We start from the raw sequence: 16304 nt of genomic DNA, 5'->3' as shown, positions 1-16304 counted from the left end.
AGGGGGAATAAAATGAACCGGGAAAGCCTGCTAGCACCTGAACATTATAATCTTATAAAAGAAATAGAACAGAATGCAGAGATGCAGAAGACAGCATTGATTTGGGATAATGGGGTAACCCAAAAGGAGATTACATACAAAGAATTAATAAACAAAGCAAACAGAATTGGAAGCGCTTTAATTGAGGCGGGGATGAGGCAGGGCGACAAACTTTTAATCATGACTCCGAGAATTTTAGAGGCGTATGCCGTTTATATGGGGGCTCTAAAAGCGGGAATCGTCGTTATACCAAGTTCCGAACTCCTGAGGCCAAAAGATTTGCGCTACAGAATTATTCACGGGGAAGTAAAGGGAATCATTTGCTATGATCAATTTACAAATCAGACGAATGAAGTGGAAGAAGCCTCTCCCCTTTTAAAGTGGGTAATTGGAGCGAAACAGCCGGGATGGAGATCACTAGAAGAAGAAATGGACGTTCAGTCAGGTGAACTTGCTTTTGCTGATACGAAAAGCGGCAGTACAGCATTTTTATCCTATACGTCAGGAACGACCGGAAATCCAAAAGGAGTAATCCATACTCACGGATGGGCTTATGCCCATTTGCGTACAGCTGCATCCAACTGGCTTTCTATTAAGAAAGAAGATAAAGTTTGGGCTACCGCAGGTCCAGGATGGCAAAAATGGATTTGGAGTCCGTTTTTATCCGTTCTTGGGATGGGCGCAACAGGGTTTATTTACCACGGTAAATTTGAAGCATCGCGCTATTTGCAGCTGCTTCAGGACCAGAGGATTAACGTTTTATGCTGTACGCCCACGGAATATAGACTGATGGCAAAGGAACAGAATCTTTCCAGGTTTGATTTGTCAGAGCTCCATAGCGCCGTTTCAGCCGGTGAACCCCTGAACAGAGAGGTAATCGATACATTTAAAAAGCATTTTCAGATTGAAGTGCGCGATGGATATGGACAAACAGAAAATACGCTCCTCGTCGGTGTCATGAAAGGAATGAAAATCAAACCAGGTTCAATGGGGAAACCGACGCCGGGCAATACGGTCGAGATTATTGATGAGCAGGGATATATCTGCAAAGCGGGCGAAGTGGGTGACATAGCCGTTCACCGTTCTACTCCGGCGCTTTTCAAAGAATATTATAAGGACCCCGAAAGAACCGCCATGCAATTCAGGGGAGAATACTATTTGACGGGAGACAGAGCAAGAAAGGATGAAGACGGGTATTTTTGGTTTGAAGGCCGGTCAGATGATATCATCATCAGTTCCGGTTATACAATTGGTCCGTTTGAAGTAGAAGACGCGCTGATTAAACATCCTTTTGTCAGAGAATGTGCAGTGATTGCGAGTCCTGATGAAATAAGAGGAAGCGTTGTAAAAGCGTTTGTTGTTCTCAGCCAGGATGCAGATGCGAAAGATCCTGGAATTATCCCGATGCTTCAGGAGCATGTGAAAAAATTAACGGCTCCTTATAAATACCCAAGGAAAATCGAGTTTGTCGAAGATTTGCCAAAAACGGCTTCCGGAAAAATCCGGAGAGTGGAACTTCGTCAAAAAGAGCAAATTCAGGAAAGTGTCTAAAACAGGAACCGGGCATACGCCTGGTTTTCTTTATGGAAAATATATGCTAAGATACTCATATTTTAAAGGAGGGGAGGAGTATGTATGGGAACTCTTTGGTACGGCGGAACCGTCTATACGATGGGAAATGCCAATGATACGGTTGAGGCCATATATACAGAAGGCAGTCAAATAAAAGCAGCGGGAAATGAGCATGATCTCCGTGCGCTTTATGCGGCAGCCATATCAAAAGAAGTAAATCTGGAACGGATGACCCTTCTTCCAGGTTTTACAGACAGTCACCTTCATTTAATCGGACACGGCGAAAAGTTGATGAGGCTTGATTTTTCCGCTATGGAAAGCCATAAGGAAATTCAGGAAGCACTCGTACATAAGATTGAAGAAACTCCCTCCGGAGAATGGATCATTGGTGAAGGCTGGAATGAAAATCAGCTTCAGGAAGGGTATATGTTTGACCGGAGTGTACTGGATAAAATGTCTTCCGATCATCCGATTGTACTCAAGCGGATTTGCCGCCACGCCATTCTAGTCAATTCAGCCGCATTAATGGCAGCGGGAATAACGGAAAAAACAGCAGATCCTGCGGGCGGAATCATCGAGAGAAGAGAGGATGGTTCTTTAACGGGACTTTTGCTTGACCGGGCTCAGGATATCGTGCTGTTCGAGACCATGCCGCCTGTATCGAAAGAGTATATAAAAAAAGCCCTGTATTTAGCCGTACATGATTGTTTCAGGCACGGTCTGGTAGGCGGCCACTCTGAGGATCTGTCCTATTATGGAGCTATGGACCTTCCAATAAAAGCTTATCAGGAAGTTTTGTCAAAGGAACTCCCGTTTAAAGCCCATCTCCTGATTCATCATTTCGTTATGGATGAATTTGCCCGGAAAGCCATCCCGGAAAACCGTTATATGGAGTTCGGAGCCATAAAGATTTTCGCAGATGGGTCACTGGGCGGCAGAACGGCTCTGCTGAGTGAACCGTATTTGGATGAACCGGATGTATCCGGTGTTGCCGTACATACTCAAAGTGAATTAAATGAGCTTGTTTACAAAGCAAGAAAAATAGGAAAAGAAATAGCCATTCACGTAATTGGAGACAAAGCGTTTGAAATGGCTCTAAATGCGGTTAAAGCCCATCCGCCGGCCTCCGGCCAAAAAGACCGTTTTATACATGCACAAATTTTAAGACCTGATTTAATGGAGCGGGCAAGATATACACCAATCATTCTTGATATACAGCCCGGCTTTACGGCAAGTGATTTCCCATGGGTTATAGACCGGCTTGGCGAAGAGCGGTTAACCTACTCTTTTGCCTGGAAGACGCTTCTGGATTTAGGTATTCCATGTGCAGGAGGTTCCGATGCCCCGATTGAGCCGATTAATCCGCTGCACGGCATCCATGCAGCCGTAACAAGAAAAAGCATTCATACACCGGATGAGCCCGGCTACTTTATGAAAGAAGCCCTTTCTATGTATGAGGCGATCCGGCTTTATACTGCCGGAAGTGCAAAAGCGATTCATAAAGAGGCGGAAAGAGGGAAGATTGAGGCAGGATACGACGCGGATTTTACAGTGCTTGACCACGATCCTTTTCAAATGGAAAATCCGGATAAGCTCTTGGAAACATCAGTTGTCATGACGATTGCTGAAGGAGAAATGGTTTATCGGAAAAAAAGTTCTGCTGAATAAAAGAAAAAGGGAGTGCCCATAAAATGGACACTCCTTTTTCTTGCTATTATAAGAAACTCCGTTTGACTTTTTCCCAAAATGAGTTGTCCTTCAGTTTGACGGTTTTGATAATGGACGAACTCAAGGTGATCTCAATCTCTTTCACGTTTCGGATGCTCAGGGCTTCATTATCCATTCCAATGACAGGATAATCATTGCCGTCCTGGGCAACCTCAAGCCGAAGTCTGCGGCTGCCGCTTAAGACAAAGGAGGAGCCGAGTGTCCGGTAGCGATTATTATTCAAAGAGGCGAGCTCACTTACTTGAAAGCAGGGAAGAAGCGGATCGATCACGGCTCCGTTTACCGATTTGCTGTAAGCTGTGCTTCCGGTTGGGGTTGAAATAATCATTCCATCACCCCTGAATGTTTCAAAGTGGATATCATCTATATGAACATCGATTACAAACGTTTTAATGATTCCAGAGCGAATGGTACACTCATTCAAGCATTTGAAGGAAGCGGATTCATCAATCTTTACATCAATGACCGGATATTTTCTTACTTCAATTTGCTCTGTGGTAATCGCTTCAATAATTTTTTCTGTATCATCTAATACAAAGTCACAATAAACGCTGGCTGAACCTTTCGTACTGATTCCAACATACAGGCAATCGTCCCTGAAGTTCGTTTTTCTGACAGCCTGCAAAAAGGTTCCGTCCCCGCCGATACTTGCAATGATGCTTGCGTCTTCTGCACGGGGGACTACAGTAAATCCGTATTTTTCGGCTAGCTTTGACAAAGATTGTGCTTTAGCTTCTAGTAATTCTGAGTTTCGATAGAAAAAAAATACGTTGCGGCGATTGTTCATGGTACATCCTCCCTTAAAATGGAAATGTTATCCTTGAAGAGTAAAATTATGATACAATGTCTTATGTTGTTTATTTTACCATTTATCCTTCCTTTCATGTTCATTTTACCGATGAAAGGAAAGAGTTTTAAAAAGATTTCAAATTGGTTGTTACCGAAGGAGGATAAGGAATGAATGGAAAAAGGTGGGCCGCCTTAGGGATTGCCCTTGTGCTCGTGGTCGTTTCTGCCATATTTAATACGGTGATAACGTTCCAAAGCGCAGCGAATGAAGTATTGAGTATGAATGATTCGGAGTTTGATGAAGAAGTCATTGAAGAAGGCACAGCTGATAATCGGATTGCCGTGCTGGAAGTGAACGGTGTCATCCAGGACACAGGAGAGTCCTCCTCTGTTTTTCAAAGCTCAGGATACAATCATCAGGAGTTTCTGAAAAAAATCGAAGCCATTCAGAAAGACCGTTCCATTAAAGGGGTCATTCTGAATGTAAACTCTCCAGGCGGCGGAGTAGTAGAGAGTGCGGAAATACATAAGCATTTAATGGAACTGAAAAAGAAAGCAAAAATTCCTCTTTATGTATCAATGGGAACAACGGCAGCGTCTGGCGGGTATTATATTTCAACCGCAGCAGATAAAATCTACGCAGCTCCTGACACGCTCACCGGATCTCTTGGTGTGATCATGGAGGGTGTAAACTATGGGGAGCTCGCAAAGCAATACGGAGTGAAGTTCCAAACGATCAAGAGCGGTCCTTATAAAGACATCATGTCGCCGACCCGTGATATGACGAAAGAAGAGCAGGACATTCTTCAGGCAATGGTGAATAATGCATATGAAGGATTTGTAGGGGTAATTTCGGAAGGGCGCAAAATGAGTCCGGAAGATGTGAAAAAAATAGCGGATGGCCGGATTTATGACGGGCGCCAGGCGAAGGAAAAGAATCTTGTAGATGAGCTGGGCTATATCGATGACACGATTGCATCCATGGAAAAAGACTTGAAGCTTGCCAATGCTGAGGTATTTAAATATAAACAAAGCTCAGGATTTGATTCCCTTCTCTCAATGGGAGCTAAGAAAGCATTCAGCGAAGAGTATCAAATGCTTGGTCTGTATGAACTATTCTCAAAACCGTCAAATAGCCGATTAATGTACATGTATGCAAAATAAAGGAGGGCGTTTTCATGGAAACAACATTTGATGATGCGAGACAGCCCTCCGTCCAGCCCGAATCCATCCAGCCGGAGCCTGCATTTGGGGGATTCTGGATACGCTTTTGGGCCTACCTCGTCGATTTGGCCGTCATAGCTGGAATCAATGCGATTTTAATTAAGCCTATTTTCATTCTTACAGGAGCCGATGGAGGAACTTCCTTTTTTTCTCCTAAACCGCTTTTGCAGCTGATGGTCTATTTCCTTTACTTCGTTCTTATGACGAAGTTTCTCAATCAGACGCTCGGTAAAATGATTTTCGGAATCCGGGTGATTTCCTTTAAGGAAGAAAAGCCTCTAACATGGGGGACGGTTTTATTCAGGGAAGTCGTAGGAAGATTTATCAGCAAAACGATATGGATTGGATATGCAGTGGCCGGTTTTACACAGAAAAAACAGGCGCTTCATGACTTGTTTGCGGACACAGCCGTCATTCATGAGAACCTGTTCAAAAAAAACTAACGATGAACCGCTTCCTTTAAACAGGAAGCGGTTTTTTTGATGAAATTGCAAACGAGTAAAGGGAATGCGGGCATTATGTTCCGTTTAGAAGAAAGAGAAAGAGGTGATAATGATATGCTGAAAGGAGCGGATATAAGTGAGCTGGGTTTATGGAATTATAATTTTTTTCTCATTTTTTATATTGCTGCTGTCGGTTACAAAACTAACGATTACGGTTGAATATTCCAGGTCAGGGAAAAATGATGATTTAAAAGTAAGACTAAGAGCATGGCATGGAATCGTCCGCTACACGTATAAAGTGCCGGTTATAAAGGCGGATGAGAACAAGATGAGTGTAAGTGTCATGAAGGAAAAGAATCTTGGCAAAGAAGAAAGCGGAGGCAAAACGAAAAAGGATAACATTTCGGAAGAAGATGTGAAGACGAGTCTGAAAGATATTAAAGAACTTACAGCCCATGTAACCGGTCTTCATGAAATAACAAAGAAATTCCTGAAACATATAGAAATTATCAAATTAGAATGGCATTCCAGATTTGGACTTGGAGATGCTGCGTCTACAGGCGGTGCAGCCGGAATGGTCTGGACGCTTAAAGGGCTCATCTGCGGAGCGGCTGGCCAGTACATGAAGCTAAAGGCAAATCCGCTGCTCTCTGTTGTCCCCGTGTTTCACGGGCTCTGTTTGGATATACAGGTAATAGGTATAGTCAGGTTTCGAATCGGACATGCTATTATCGGTGGAATTCGTTTCGTAAAATATTGGAAAGGCGGGAAACCGTCGTTTGCCAATAAACCTTTATCCAAAATATTTGGAGAACACAATAAACCTGCATAGGGGGCAGAAATATGAGTGACCATCCAATTCAAGGCCTGATGAAGACGGCTATGGAAAATCTAAAGCAAATGGTTGATGTAAATACAATTATTGGAGACCCGGTTGAAACACCTGACGGCAGTGTCATTTTAACTGTTTCAAAAGTGGGCTTCGGATTTGCCGCAGGTGGAAGTGAATTCGGACAGCCTGCAGGAGAAGATCAATCCTTTTCACAGCCTCAAGCCGGACATGTGAGCGGAAATAACCCGAAAAACAAAATGCCTTTCGGCGGAGGAAGCGGCGGCGGAGTATCCATTACGCCGATTGCCTTTTTAATTGTAGGCCACAATGGGGTAAAAATGCTTCATTTAGACGAAAGCACCCACTTATACGAAAGAATTCTTGAATCAGCTCCTCAAACTATTGAAAAAATCCAGAAAATGTTCAAAAAAAATGATTCTCAATCAAAAGGGCAGCAGCCTTCATCGATGAGAGACGATATTGACTTTTAAAGGCTGTTTGGGACTTGAACACATTGCGGATCACCAAGCATTATGAATGAAATAGAGGTCAATTCAAAATTTTCAGAAGCGAATCACAGAGCAGGTCAACCTCGTCTTTTAAAAAACAGGGAAATGCAATCTAAGCGTTTCCTTTTTTTCGTTTGTGCTTAATCTGAATGAAGGAGGGCTTCACTTTACCTTTAACAGCTGGACCGGTAAAACTCTGCAGCTGCTTACGTGTAAAAATCCCCGCAGCTAATGATGATCATCGCTGGATGAAAAAGCTCTTTTGTTATTTTTGTAAAATTAAGTAAATTATTCAATGTTAAGTTTGCAAAGCCACTTATGACAAGCTATCATTGAATAGTACATACAGATATTAGAGGAGGAATAAAAATGGCGAAAATTACATTTAAAGGAAATTCGGTAACTCTTCCCGAGACCGAAGTGAAAAAAGGGGACAAAGCACCTGATTTCCGCGTTCTGGCCAATGATATGTCTGAAGTCACACTGGCTGACTCAAATGGAAAAGTGCGTATTATCTCCGTGGTTCCTTCTATTGATACAGGCGTTTGCGATGCTCAAACAAGAAAATTTAATGAAGAAGCAGCGAAACTTGATAACGTAACCGTGTTAACGATCAGCAATGACCTTCCGTTTGCCCAAAAACGATGGTGTGCTGCAAATGGACTGGAAAATGTCATCACACTGTCCGATCACCGTGATCTTTCATTCGGTGAAGCATACGGTGTTGCGATTAAAGAACTCCGCCTTCTTGCCCGAGCGGTATTTGTCGTTAACAGCAGCGATGAAATTGTTCATGCAGAATATGTAAGTGAGGCAACAAACCATCCGGATTATGAAGCAGCGATTGAAGCAGCGAAAGCAGCCAAATAAAAAACAACGTGAAGGCCCCCGGATTTTATTACCGGGGGTTTTTTGAGGCATAAGTCTTGTCTTTCAGGCACAGCTTATCTAAAATGATAGGAAGTATGCTCTAGGAGGAGAAGTGGATGCAAACCGTTTCAAATATGGAAAGGCTGTTTACCGCATTAAACGAGTCAGCTGAACAGCTTGCCGAAGAACTGGAATTATCCTATGTAGAGGCAGTCGCAGAAACAGGGGAAAATTTATTCCATGGTGAGGTTCTGCAAGATGAGTTAAGTGAAATTGCCAAAAAGAAATTACAAAAAATATATGCTGACATCCAGCTTGATACATACGAATCAGAAGAAATCAGAAAAGCGTTCCAATTGTGTGTGCTAAAAGGACTGAAAGAGGGAGCTCATCCAAATCATCAGATGACACCTGATTCAGTTGGTATTTTTGTCGGCTATCTCGTGCAGCGGTTCATGAGCAGGCAGACCCGGTTCTCGTTGCTCGACCCTGCTGTCGGAACGGGAAACCTGCTGACTTCTGTATTAAATCAGCTGAAGGATCATGAGGTGGAAAGCACCGGGGTGGATGTAGATGATTTGTTAATCCAGCTTTCCTATATCAATGCAAATCTTCAAAAACACCCTGTTCAATTTTACAATCAGGACAGTCTGCAGAATTTGTTTGCAGATCCGGCGGATGCCGTGATATGTGATCTGCCCGTTGGATACTATCCGAATGATGAAGGAGCGGCCTCTTTTAAGCTGAAAGCAGATGAAGGCCATTCCTATGCCCACCATCTCTTTATTGAACAAAGCATGAACCATGCTAAGCCGGGCGGATTTTTATTTTTTATCATTCCCAATCAGCTATTCAGTTCAAAAGAAGCACCTAAATTAAATGAATTTATTAAAGAGCATGCCTATATTCAGGGATTGCTGCAGCTTCCCCTTTCCATGTTCCAGGGAGAACAGCATGCGAAAAGCATCTTCATTCTTCAGAAAAAAGGAGAAGGAGCGTCTGCACCTAAGCAGGCCATGCTTGCAGACCTCCCGAAATTCTCAAATTTCGAGGGAATGCAGGCTATGATGAAACAAATTAATGAATGGTTTGATACGAACAGATAATAAAAGACCGGACTGGGAATTGAACCAGTCCGGTCTTTTTAGCTCTTTTACATGCAGCTGCTGTTCAGGCATTCGCTTATCCGGAGGGCGGTGAGCCGTCACGCCGCTTTGCGCCTGAGGGATCTCCCGCTGCATTAAGCGATCCAGTCAACAGGAGTAAAAATCAGCACTATGCAAGCATTGCCTATCTCTATTTGTTAAGAGGAGAGTCGTTGCTTCCGTCCAATTGTGTAGAAGGCGGAAACAAGCAGAATCCCTGATGCGGTTAAAAAGATTGCGGAGATAGGCACTCTTTCGGCCGCTGCTCCAGCTGCAAGCGAACCTAATCCGAAGGTTAATGCAAGCATGGAGCTTTGTGCAGAATATATTTTCGTTAAAAGCGGTGCAGGCGTACTGCGCTGCATGGCAGTCTGAAGACTAACGGACTTCAGCTGTTCCATCACCCCGAATAAGGCGGAGGCCGCTAGTGCAATCCATGGAATGGCTGTTACTCCAAAAATAAAGGTAGCCGCACTGATTCCGAAAGCACCCGTTATGATAATCTTTCCGCTATTTCGGTCCATCCACGAAGAATAGAGGACACCAAATACACCCCCGGCAATTAACCCTGCAAAAAAACTGGCGTTTATATACCCCCACCATTCTTCTCCGAGGTGAAGCTGCTCCTTTACATAAAGATAGAGGATGGCAGCGATCCATACGGTTCCGGCTGCTGTTTCCAGGAGCAAAATAAAATGAATGGTTCTGAGCTGCTGAATCCGCCATATCTCCAGCCAGCCGTCCTTCAGCTGATTCCGCAGCTTTTGTTTCGGAGCATAGAAAAAAGGCGCAGATCCAAGCTTGATTTTCACAAGCAGATACGCTGAGAGAGCATAGAGGGCCGCAGTGAGCCAAATCATCGTCATGGAGCCCCATGCTGATGTCAGCAGGCCGCCTGCCGCCCATCCTCCAAGCTGGACGCTCTGATCGATGCTTGCTGTAAAGCTGTTTGCTTTCACAAGCTCCTCCGAAGGAACAATGCCAGGAAGCATCGCGTTTTTTGCTGGGGCAGCCCATCCATCCAGAGTGGAAATCAGAATGATGCAAGTAAATACGAAAAATAAATGTACCGTCTCTTCTGCTGAAAGACTAAGAGCGAGCAGAAGAAGAAAAACGGTCTTTCCTGCCTGTGAATAGGCTAGAATGTTTTCTATCTTCCATTTATCCATGATGACGGGCGCAGCCAGACCGCTTAAGAAACGGGCAGCTGTTATGGAAAAAGGCACAGCAGCAAGGGAAAAAGCGGATCCTGTTACGTGATACAGCAGAGCGATCAATGCGGCGGCATAGAATATATCCCCTGCATTTGCAATGGTTTGTCCCATCCACAAGTAGCGGAAGTTTGCAGTTTTCATAGTGGCAAATCCCCTTTTTTTATGTTTTCTCAGGAAGGATTTTGCCTTTACATGGGATCTCTCCTCTCTCAATTTAACTGTTAAACTTGGCTGTTGATTTGCAGCCAGCAGGCGCTCACTTTCCGCGGGGCGGGCGGTGAGTCTCCTCGCCGCTTAGCGCCTGCGGGGTCTCACCTGTCCCGCTGCTCTAAGCAGGAGTCTCACGCCTTCCACTCCAATCAACCGGTGTTAAACACATCCAAATGAAAAGCATCAGCCGAAATTTACATATTCTTGCCTCTCTCCGATTCCATTTTTTCCTATTATATATGGTTTTGAGGATGTTTTGTATGATTTATTTGAGAAGATGAAAGTATATGAAAGACTGTTTTTCTGCACAAATGAAGATATTCCCCTATTTTTTTGCCAAAATTTGATTTGTGCAAAAAAAATTGCGCATGTACAATGAAACCAATCATGAAGAAGGGAGGCGCATGGAATGGAACATGCCGTTTTTTTTCCGGTAAACGAACAATCGCTCCTGATTGAGTTTGGAACAGAATCAAGTGAAAAGCTTCGTGGAAGAATCAGACAATTTACAGATTTGCTGGATCAGCAGAATTATCCGTGGCTGGTTGAGTACATACCTGCTTTCACCAACATTACACTTATCTTCAATCTTCTTTATTTTAAAGACAAACCTGAACAATCTCATCTCTTGATCCAAAACGAATTGGAGAAACTGCTTGCGGAAATAGGAGAGGAGGCGCCAGTAAGCGAAAATTCCTCCCTTGTGAGAATTCCGGTATGCTACGAAGACGATTTTGGCATGGATTTAGATGAAGTGGCATCTTTGAATGGCTTAACGAAAGAAGAGGTGATCCGCCTTCATACTGAAAGAGAGTATCCTGTATATATGATTGGTTTTTCACCTGGCTTTCCCTACCTCGGCGGAATGAACAATAAAATTGCCGCGCCTCGCAAAGGTAAGCCAAGGTCAAAAATTCCTGCCGGTTCCGTAGGAATTGCTGGTACTCAAACGGGGGTATATCCGATGGAAACTCCAGGCGGATGGCAGATTATCGGCAGAACGCCCCTTTCGTTATTTAATCCGGAAAACGAGCCGCCCACTCTTTTGCAGGCGGGAGATTCTGTGGAGTTTTATCCAATCAGCAGAGAAGAATATTACCGTCTAAAGGAGTCCTAGTATGAGTTTAAAAATTCTTCAGTCCGGTCTGCACAGCACAATTCAGGATATGGGCAGATCCGGCTACCAGAAATATGGAGTCATTAAAAGCGGAGCCATGGATCTATATGCGCACCGCCTTGCCAATGTATTAACCGGAAATTCCGAAGACGAAGCTACAATTGAAATGACACTCCTTGGTCCGACCATTGAATTCACAGAAGATACGGTAATTGCTTTGACAGGGGGCAATCTTTCTCCCAAAATCAGCGGAAAGCCTATCCCGCTATGGCGGCCTGTCTATGTAAAGGCAGGGGCAAAGCTAGAATTTGGAGCACCTGTTTCGGGATGCAGAACGTATATGGCCGCAGCAGGCGGCTATGATCTTGAACCGGAGATGGGAAGTTTTTCTACATATCTAAAGGCGGGAATAGGAGGTTTTCATGGACGGGCCCTTAAAGTAAACGATGAACTGCGTATCAAAAACTCTGATTTACTGGATAAAGCAGAGTTTAAAGATACGGATGACTTGGCTATTTCTGCAGGCTGGTATATGAAACCATTCTATAATCCGGATAACAAAACAATTAAATACATAAAGGGAAGAGAATATGACTGGTTTACAGAAGATTCTCAAACAGCTTTTGAGAAAGAAGAATTTTCATTGAGCAGTCAATCAGACCGGATGGGCTTTCGGCTGGATGGACCGGTTTTAACCTTAAAAGAAAAAAGAGAACTTCTTTCTGAAGCGGTTGGGTTCGGAACCATTCAAGTTCCGGCAGGCGGCCAGCCGATCATCCTGATGGCTGATCATCAAACCACTGGAGGCTATCCGAAAATCGGCCAGGTCATTGCAGACTGCCTGCCGGCTCTTGCACAGCTCAAGCCCGGAGAGAAAATCAGGTTTGAGGAAACAACGGTCGAGGAAGCGCAAATTCTGCTTGTGAAAAGAGAAAAGGAAATTGAATTTCTCCGTTCCATGGTAAAGGACAAATTTGAAAGGGGGGTTTTATAGCATGCAAATAGACTTAAACTGCGATTTGGGAGAAAGCTTCGGTTCCTACCGGATCGGCAACGATGAAGCAATCCTGCCCCTTGTTTCCTCTGTGAATATTGCATGCGGGTATCATGCAGGCGATCCCTCTGTTATGAGAAAGACAGTCAGACAGGCTCTGGACAGTCATGCTGCAATCGGCGCTCATCCGGGCCTCCCTGATCTGCAGGGCTTTGGCAGAAGGGCTTGGACACTGTCACCTGATGAAGCGTATGACATCGTTCTGTATCAAATCGGGGCCCTTGATGGTTTTGTCCGTTCTGAAGGCGGCCGCATGCATCATGTGAAACCTCACGGAGCGCTCTACAATATGGCAGCCGCTGACCCCTTCCTTGCCAAAGCGATTGCAAAAGCCATATATAAATATGATGCCTCCCTTATTTTATTTGGATTGTCCGGCAGCGAACTCTTAAAAGCAGGGAAGGAAACGGGGTTAAAAACGGCAAGTGAGGTATTCGCTGACAGAACGTATCAAAGCTCAGGCGCCCTTACGCCGAGGACACATCCACATGCGCTCATAACAGATCACGGCACGGCGATTGAGCAGGTAAAGAAGATGATTCTGGAGCAAAAAACGATGAGTACGGATGGGCAAGAAATACCGATTACTGCAGATACTGTGTGCATCCATGGAGATGGAGCCCACGCGCTGGAATTTGCCGAGAAAATAGGAAGAGAACTGCAGCAATCAGGAATTGAAATAAAATCAGTTGAATGACGGGAGGGTAAAAAATGAAAGAAAATCGTTTAAGCATCTTGATGGGAGCCGCTTTTTTAATGGCCACATCAGCAATCGGACCCGGTTTTTTAACACAGACCACTTTCTATACAGAAAAACTTGCCGCTTCTTTCGGCTTTGTCATTTTAATTACGATTATTTTGGACATCGGGGTCCAGCTGAACGTGTGGAGAATAATTGCGGTTTCTGAAAAGAGGGCCCAGGATATCGCCAATATGGTTTTGCCTGGCCTCGGAATCTTTGTCGCGATCCTGATTGTATTCGGCGGGCTTGCTTTTAATATTGGGAATATCGGCGGGGCCGGTCTTGGATTTAATGTTCTCTTCGGTATTGACCAGAAGTTAGGGGCAATAATTGCAGCGGCGATCGCCATTGCGGTATTCGTTGTGAAAGAGGCTGGAAAACTGATGGATAAATTTGCACAGATCATGGGCTTTTTGATGATTCTGCTGACGATTTATGTCGCGTTTTCAAGCAGCCCTCCTGTAGGAGAGGCGATTACCCGATCCTTCGTGCCTGAAAAAACCGACTTTGTGGCGATTGTCACTTTAGTGGGAGGGACCGTTGGAGGGTACATTACCTTTGCGGGAGGACACCGTCTTCTGGAAGCAGGAATTAAAGGGCGAAAATCACTTCCGCAGGTTAATCAAAGTGCCGTAACAGGAATTGCTGTTGCATCCCTTATGAGAATTTTTCTTTTCCTTGCATCCCTTGGAATTGTTGCCCAGGGACTGACGATTGACAAAAATAACCCTCCTGCCTCTGTGTTTCAGCATGCAGCCGGAGACATAGGCTACAAATTTTTCGGAGTCGTTCTCCTTGCGGCGGCCATTACTTCTGTCATTGGTGCTGCCTACACATCTGTAACCTTTATTCAGACGTTCAGTTCAGCAGTAGAGAAATACCAGAAGGCAACAATCATTGGGTTCATTTTAATCTCCACCATTGTATTTGTAGCCGTGGGCAATCCTGTTCAGCTATTGCTTCTGGCAGGTGCACTGAATGGGCTGATTTTGCCGATTACACTGGCTGTCATGCTGATTGCCGCATACAAAAAAACAATTGTCGGGGATTATAAGCATCCAATTGCCCTTACGATTTTCGGTGTCATAATTTGTGTAATCATGGCTGCTCTAAGCATCTCAACACTTGGTACAAATTTTTCGAAGCTATTTTAATACAATCTCGAGTCCGGGGGCTGCCCGGACTTTTTGTTTCGGGAAAATAGGGGGAAAAGTCCGAAAACATTGACTTTTAGTTGTAAACGATTGCACTTGGGAGTTTGTATTGCAATGTGTTCCGGGCAATGTTTAAATGGAAAAGTCAGATATTTTTCGGATTTTTAACAAATGATAAGAATGGATCGTTTGCAAGAAGTTGTTGGACGATTATCTAAAGGAGCGGTAACGATGGCAAAAATAATTGCAATTAATGCTGGGAGTTCTTCTCTTAAATTCCAGCTGTTTGATATGCCGAGTGAAGAAGTAGTCACAAAAGGACTTGTAGAAAGAATCGGTCTTGATAATGCTACATTCATGATTACGGTTAACGGGGAAAAACAGACGGAAACAACCAATATTCCAGATCACGCTGTAGCAGTAAAAATCCTTCTGTCCAAGCTGACGGAACTGAACATCATTTCTTCGCTTGCTGAAATTGAAGGAATTGGACACCGTGTTGTGCACGGCGGCGAAAGATTCAGTGATTCTGCTTTAATCAACGAAGAAACGCTTGCTGCGATTGAAGAGCTTTCGGATTTGGCTCCTTTGCACAATCCGGCAAACGTTGTCGGAATTAAAGCATTCCAGGAAGTTCTTCCGAATGTACCGGCAGTAGCCGTTTTTGATACAGCATTCCATCAGACAATGCCTGATCAATCTTTCCTTTACAGCTTGCCTTACGAGTACTATGAAAAATACGGCATTCGTAAATACGGATTCCACGGAACATCCCATAAATATGTGTCTGAACGTGCCGCAGAAATGCTTGGAAGACCTCTTGAGCACCTGCGTCTGATTTCCTGCCATTTAGGAAACGGTGCAAGTATTGCAGCAATCGAAGGCGGAAAATCAATTGATACATCAATGGGCTTTACCCCTTTGGCAGGAGTTGCTATGGGAACGCGCTCAGGGAATATCGATCCGGCGCTTATTCCATTCATTATGGAGAAGACAGGGTCTTCTGCGGATGAAGTATTGAATATCCTGAACAAAAAAAGCGGACTGCTTGGAGTTTCCGGATTATCAAGCGACCTTCGCGATATTACGACTGCTGCAAAAGAAGGCAACGAGCGTGCGGAGACGGCGCTTGAAGTTTTTGCAAGCCGTATCCATAAATACATCGGTTCTTACGCTGCCCGCATGAGCGGAGTCGATGCGATTATCTTTACTGCCGGAATCGGTGAAAACAGTGCAGAAGTTCGTGCACGTGTCCTTCGCGGTCTGGAATTCATGGGCATTTACTGGGATCCGGCGCTTAACGATACGTTCGGTGACGATCGTTTCGTCAGCTACCCTCATTCTCCGGTAAAAGTCATGATTATTCCTACGAATGAAGAAGTTATGATTGCACGTGACGTTGTACGTTTAACATAATGAAAACAGGGCTGTAAGCCTTATTCACTCAAAACAGGGAGACGCATTCAAAGCGTTTCCCTGTTTTTGTTTGAAGTTTGAAACATGCTGACTGAAGCGGAAGGGCGGCAATCCGGCGGGAGCATCGGGACAGGTGAGACCCCGCCCGCACTTAAGCTTTGTAGGCTCACCGTCCGCCCCTGGATGAGGGAGCCCTAAAGCGGAAAGAAGCCCAAACAAATCTAAGTTGCTTATCACGTAAGACAT

At 44.4% G+C, this 16304-nt stretch carries 15 protein-coding genes; 13 read left to right on the top strand and 2 right to left on the bottom strand.

Annotated features, from left to right (window positions below; all coding sequences use genetic code 11):
- Window positions 1–12: 12 nt before the first annotated feature.
- Window positions 13–1590, top strand: a complete 1578-nt coding sequence (mbcS, locus tag CEF21_RS17020) for an acyl-CoA synthetase MbcS (RefSeq protein WP_123918432.1) — start codon at window positions 13–15, stop codon at window positions 1588–1590.
- Between the two features lie 84 nt (window positions 1591–1674).
- On the top strand, window positions 1675–3279 hold the full coding sequence (locus tag CEF21_RS17015) for an amidohydrolase (protein WP_123918430.1): 1605 nt from the start codon (window positions 1675–1677) through the stop codon (window positions 3277–3279).
- A 46-nt stretch (window positions 3280–3325) separates the two neighbouring features.
- Here the strand turns inward: CEF21_RS17015 and CEF21_RS17010 are convergent, their stop codons facing one another.
- The gene (locus tag CEF21_RS17010; protein WP_123918428.1) at window positions 3326–4126 is read right to left on the bottom strand and encodes an NAD kinase; all 801 of its coding nucleotides are present in this window, start codon (window positions 4124–4126) and stop codon (window positions 3326–3328) included.
- 170 nt (window positions 4127–4296) lie between these two features.
- Between CEF21_RS17010 and sppA the strand changes: the two genes are divergently transcribed.
- From sppA to CEF21_RS16980, 6 genes are all read left to right on the top strand, one after another.
- Window positions 4297–5292, top strand: a complete 996-nt coding sequence (gene sppA, locus CEF21_RS17005; RefSeq protein ID WP_123918426.1) for a signal peptide peptidase SppA — start codon at window positions 4297–4299, stop codon at window positions 5290–5292.
- A gap of 14 nt (window positions 5293–5306) precedes the next feature.
- Window positions 5307–5795: an RDD family protein gene (locus CEF21_RS17000; protein ID WP_123918424.1), complete on the top strand. Its 489-nt coding sequence runs from the start codon at window positions 5307–5309 to the stop codon at window positions 5793–5795.
- Between the two features lie 136 nt (window positions 5796–5931).
- On the top strand, window positions 5932–6627 hold the full coding sequence (locus CEF21_RS16995; protein WP_123918422.1) for a DUF2953 domain-containing protein: 696 nt from the start codon (window positions 5932–5934) through the stop codon (window positions 6625–6627).
- Window positions 6628–6638: 11 nt separating this feature from the next.
- Entirely contained in the window at window positions 6639–7118 is a 480-nt protein-coding gene (gene ytfJ, locus CEF21_RS16990) for a GerW family sporulation protein (protein WP_123918420.1), read from the top strand.
- A 387-nt stretch (window positions 7119–7505) separates the two neighbouring features.
- A complete protein-coding gene (tpx, locus tag CEF21_RS16985) occupies window positions 7506–8006 on the top strand; it encodes a thiol peroxidase (RefSeq protein WP_123918418.1) in 501 nt (166 codons plus the stop codon).
- Window positions 8007–8140: 134 nt separating this feature from the next.
- On the top strand, window positions 8141–9112 hold the full coding sequence (locus tag CEF21_RS16980) for a class I SAM-dependent methyltransferase (protein ID WP_123920345.1): 972 nt from the start codon (window positions 8141–8143) through the stop codon (window positions 9110–9112).
- 197 nt (window positions 9113–9309) lie between these two features.
- On the opposite strand, the gene CEF21_RS16975 is transcribed toward CEF21_RS16980, so the two are convergent.
- Window positions 9310–10506 carry an MFS transporter gene (locus CEF21_RS16975; protein ID WP_123918416.1) on the bottom strand — a complete coding sequence of 399 codons (1197 nt, stop codon included), beginning with the start codon at window positions 10504–10506 and terminating at the stop codon, window positions 9310–9312.
- A gap of 478 nt (window positions 10507–10984) precedes the next feature.
- On the opposite strand from CEF21_RS16975, the gene pxpB reads away from it, so the two are divergent.
- The 5 genes from pxpB to CEF21_RS16950 all read left to right on the top strand — a co-directional run bounded on the left by pxpB (window position 10985) and on the right by CEF21_RS16950 (window position 16058).
- Window positions 10985–11692 carry a 5-oxoprolinase subunit PxpB gene (gene pxpB, locus CEF21_RS16970; RefSeq protein ID WP_123918414.1) on the top strand — a complete coding sequence of 236 codons (708 nt, stop codon included), beginning with the start codon at window positions 10985–10987 and terminating at the stop codon, window positions 11690–11692.
- Between the two features lies 1 nt (window position 11693).
- Window positions 11694–12686 (top strand): 5-oxoprolinase subunit C family protein, encoded by a 993-nt coding sequence (locus CEF21_RS16965; protein WP_123918412.1) that lies wholly within the window; start codon window positions 11694–11696, stop codon window positions 12684–12686.
- Window position 12687: 1 nt separating this feature from the next.
- Complete coding sequence (locus tag CEF21_RS16960; RefSeq protein WP_123918410.1) at window positions 12688–13443, top strand: LamB/YcsF family protein; 756 nt, start codon at window positions 12688–12690, stop codon at window positions 13441–13443.
- A gap of 14 nt (window positions 13444–13457) precedes the next feature.
- Window positions 13458–14642, top strand: coding sequence for an NRAMP family divalent metal transporter (locus CEF21_RS16955; protein ID WP_123918408.1), 1185 nt, complete (start codon window positions 13458–13460; stop codon window positions 14640–14642).
- A 231-nt stretch (window positions 14643–14873) separates the two neighbouring features.
- Entirely contained in the window at window positions 14874–16058 is a 1185-nt protein-coding gene (locus CEF21_RS16950; protein ID WP_123918406.1) for an acetate kinase, read from the top strand.
- The last annotated feature ends 246 nt before the right edge of the window (window positions 16059–16304 follow it).

The organism is Bacillus sp. FJAT-42376, assembly GCF_003816055.1.
Taxonomy (GTDB): Bacteria; Bacillota; Bacilli; order Bacillales; family Bacillaceae; genus Metabacillus_B.
Note: the sequence above shows the minus strand (reverse complement) of the source record. Positions and strands in the feature narration are given on the sequence as shown.

What these genes read in the sequence shown, in the direction of transcription:
- CEF21_RS16975 (WP_123918416.1), bottom strand. Translation starts at nt 10,506, where the DNA reads ATGAAAACTGCAAACTTCCGCTACTTGTGGATGGGACAAACCATTGCA.
- ytfJ (WP_123918420.1), top strand. Translation starts at nt 6,639, where the DNA reads ATGAGTGACCATCCAATTCAAGGCCTGATGAAGACGGCTATGGAAAAT.
- CEF21_RS16960 (WP_123918410.1), top strand. Translation starts at nt 12,688, where the DNA reads ATGCAAATAGACTTAAACTGCGATTTGGGAGAAAGCTTCGGTTCCTAC.
- CEF21_RS17010 (WP_123918428.1), bottom strand. Translation starts at nt 4,126, where the DNA reads ATGAACAATCGCCGCAACGTATTTTTTTTCTATCGAAACTCAGAATTA.
- CEF21_RS16980 (WP_123920345.1), top strand. Translation starts at nt 8,141, where the DNA reads ATGGAAAGGCTGTTTACCGCATTAAACGAGTCAGCTGAACAGCTTGCC.
- CEF21_RS16950 (WP_123918406.1), top strand. Translation starts at nt 14,874, where the DNA reads ATGGCAAAAATAATTGCAATTAATGCTGGGAGTTCTTCTCTTAAATTC.
- sppA (WP_123918426.1), top strand. Translation starts at nt 4,297, where the DNA reads ATGAATGGAAAAAGGTGGGCCGCCTTAGGGATTGCCCTTGTGCTCGTG.
- pxpB (WP_123918414.1), top strand. Translation starts at nt 10,985, where the DNA reads ATGGAACATGCCGTTTTTTTTCCGGTAAACGAACAATCGCTCCTGATT.
- CEF21_RS17000 (WP_123918424.1), top strand. Translation starts at nt 5,307, where the DNA reads ATGGAAACAACATTTGATGATGCGAGACAGCCCTCCGTCCAGCCCGAA.
- CEF21_RS17015 (WP_123918430.1), top strand. Translation starts at nt 1,675, where the DNA reads ATGGGAACTCTTTGGTACGGCGGAACCGTCTATACGATGGGAAATGCC.
- CEF21_RS16955 (WP_123918408.1), top strand. Translation starts at nt 13,458, where the DNA reads ATGAAAGAAAATCGTTTAAGCATCTTGATGGGAGCCGCTTTTTTAATG.
- mbcS (WP_123918432.1), top strand. Translation starts at nt 13, where the DNA reads ATGAACCGGGAAAGCCTGCTAGCACCTGAACATTATAATCTTATAAAA.
- tpx (WP_123918418.1), top strand. Translation starts at nt 7,506, where the DNA reads ATGGCGAAAATTACATTTAAAGGAAATTCGGTAACTCTTCCCGAGACC.
- CEF21_RS16965 (WP_123918412.1), top strand. Translation starts at nt 11,694, where the DNA reads ATGAGTTTAAAAATTCTTCAGTCCGGTCTGCACAGCACAATTCAGGAT.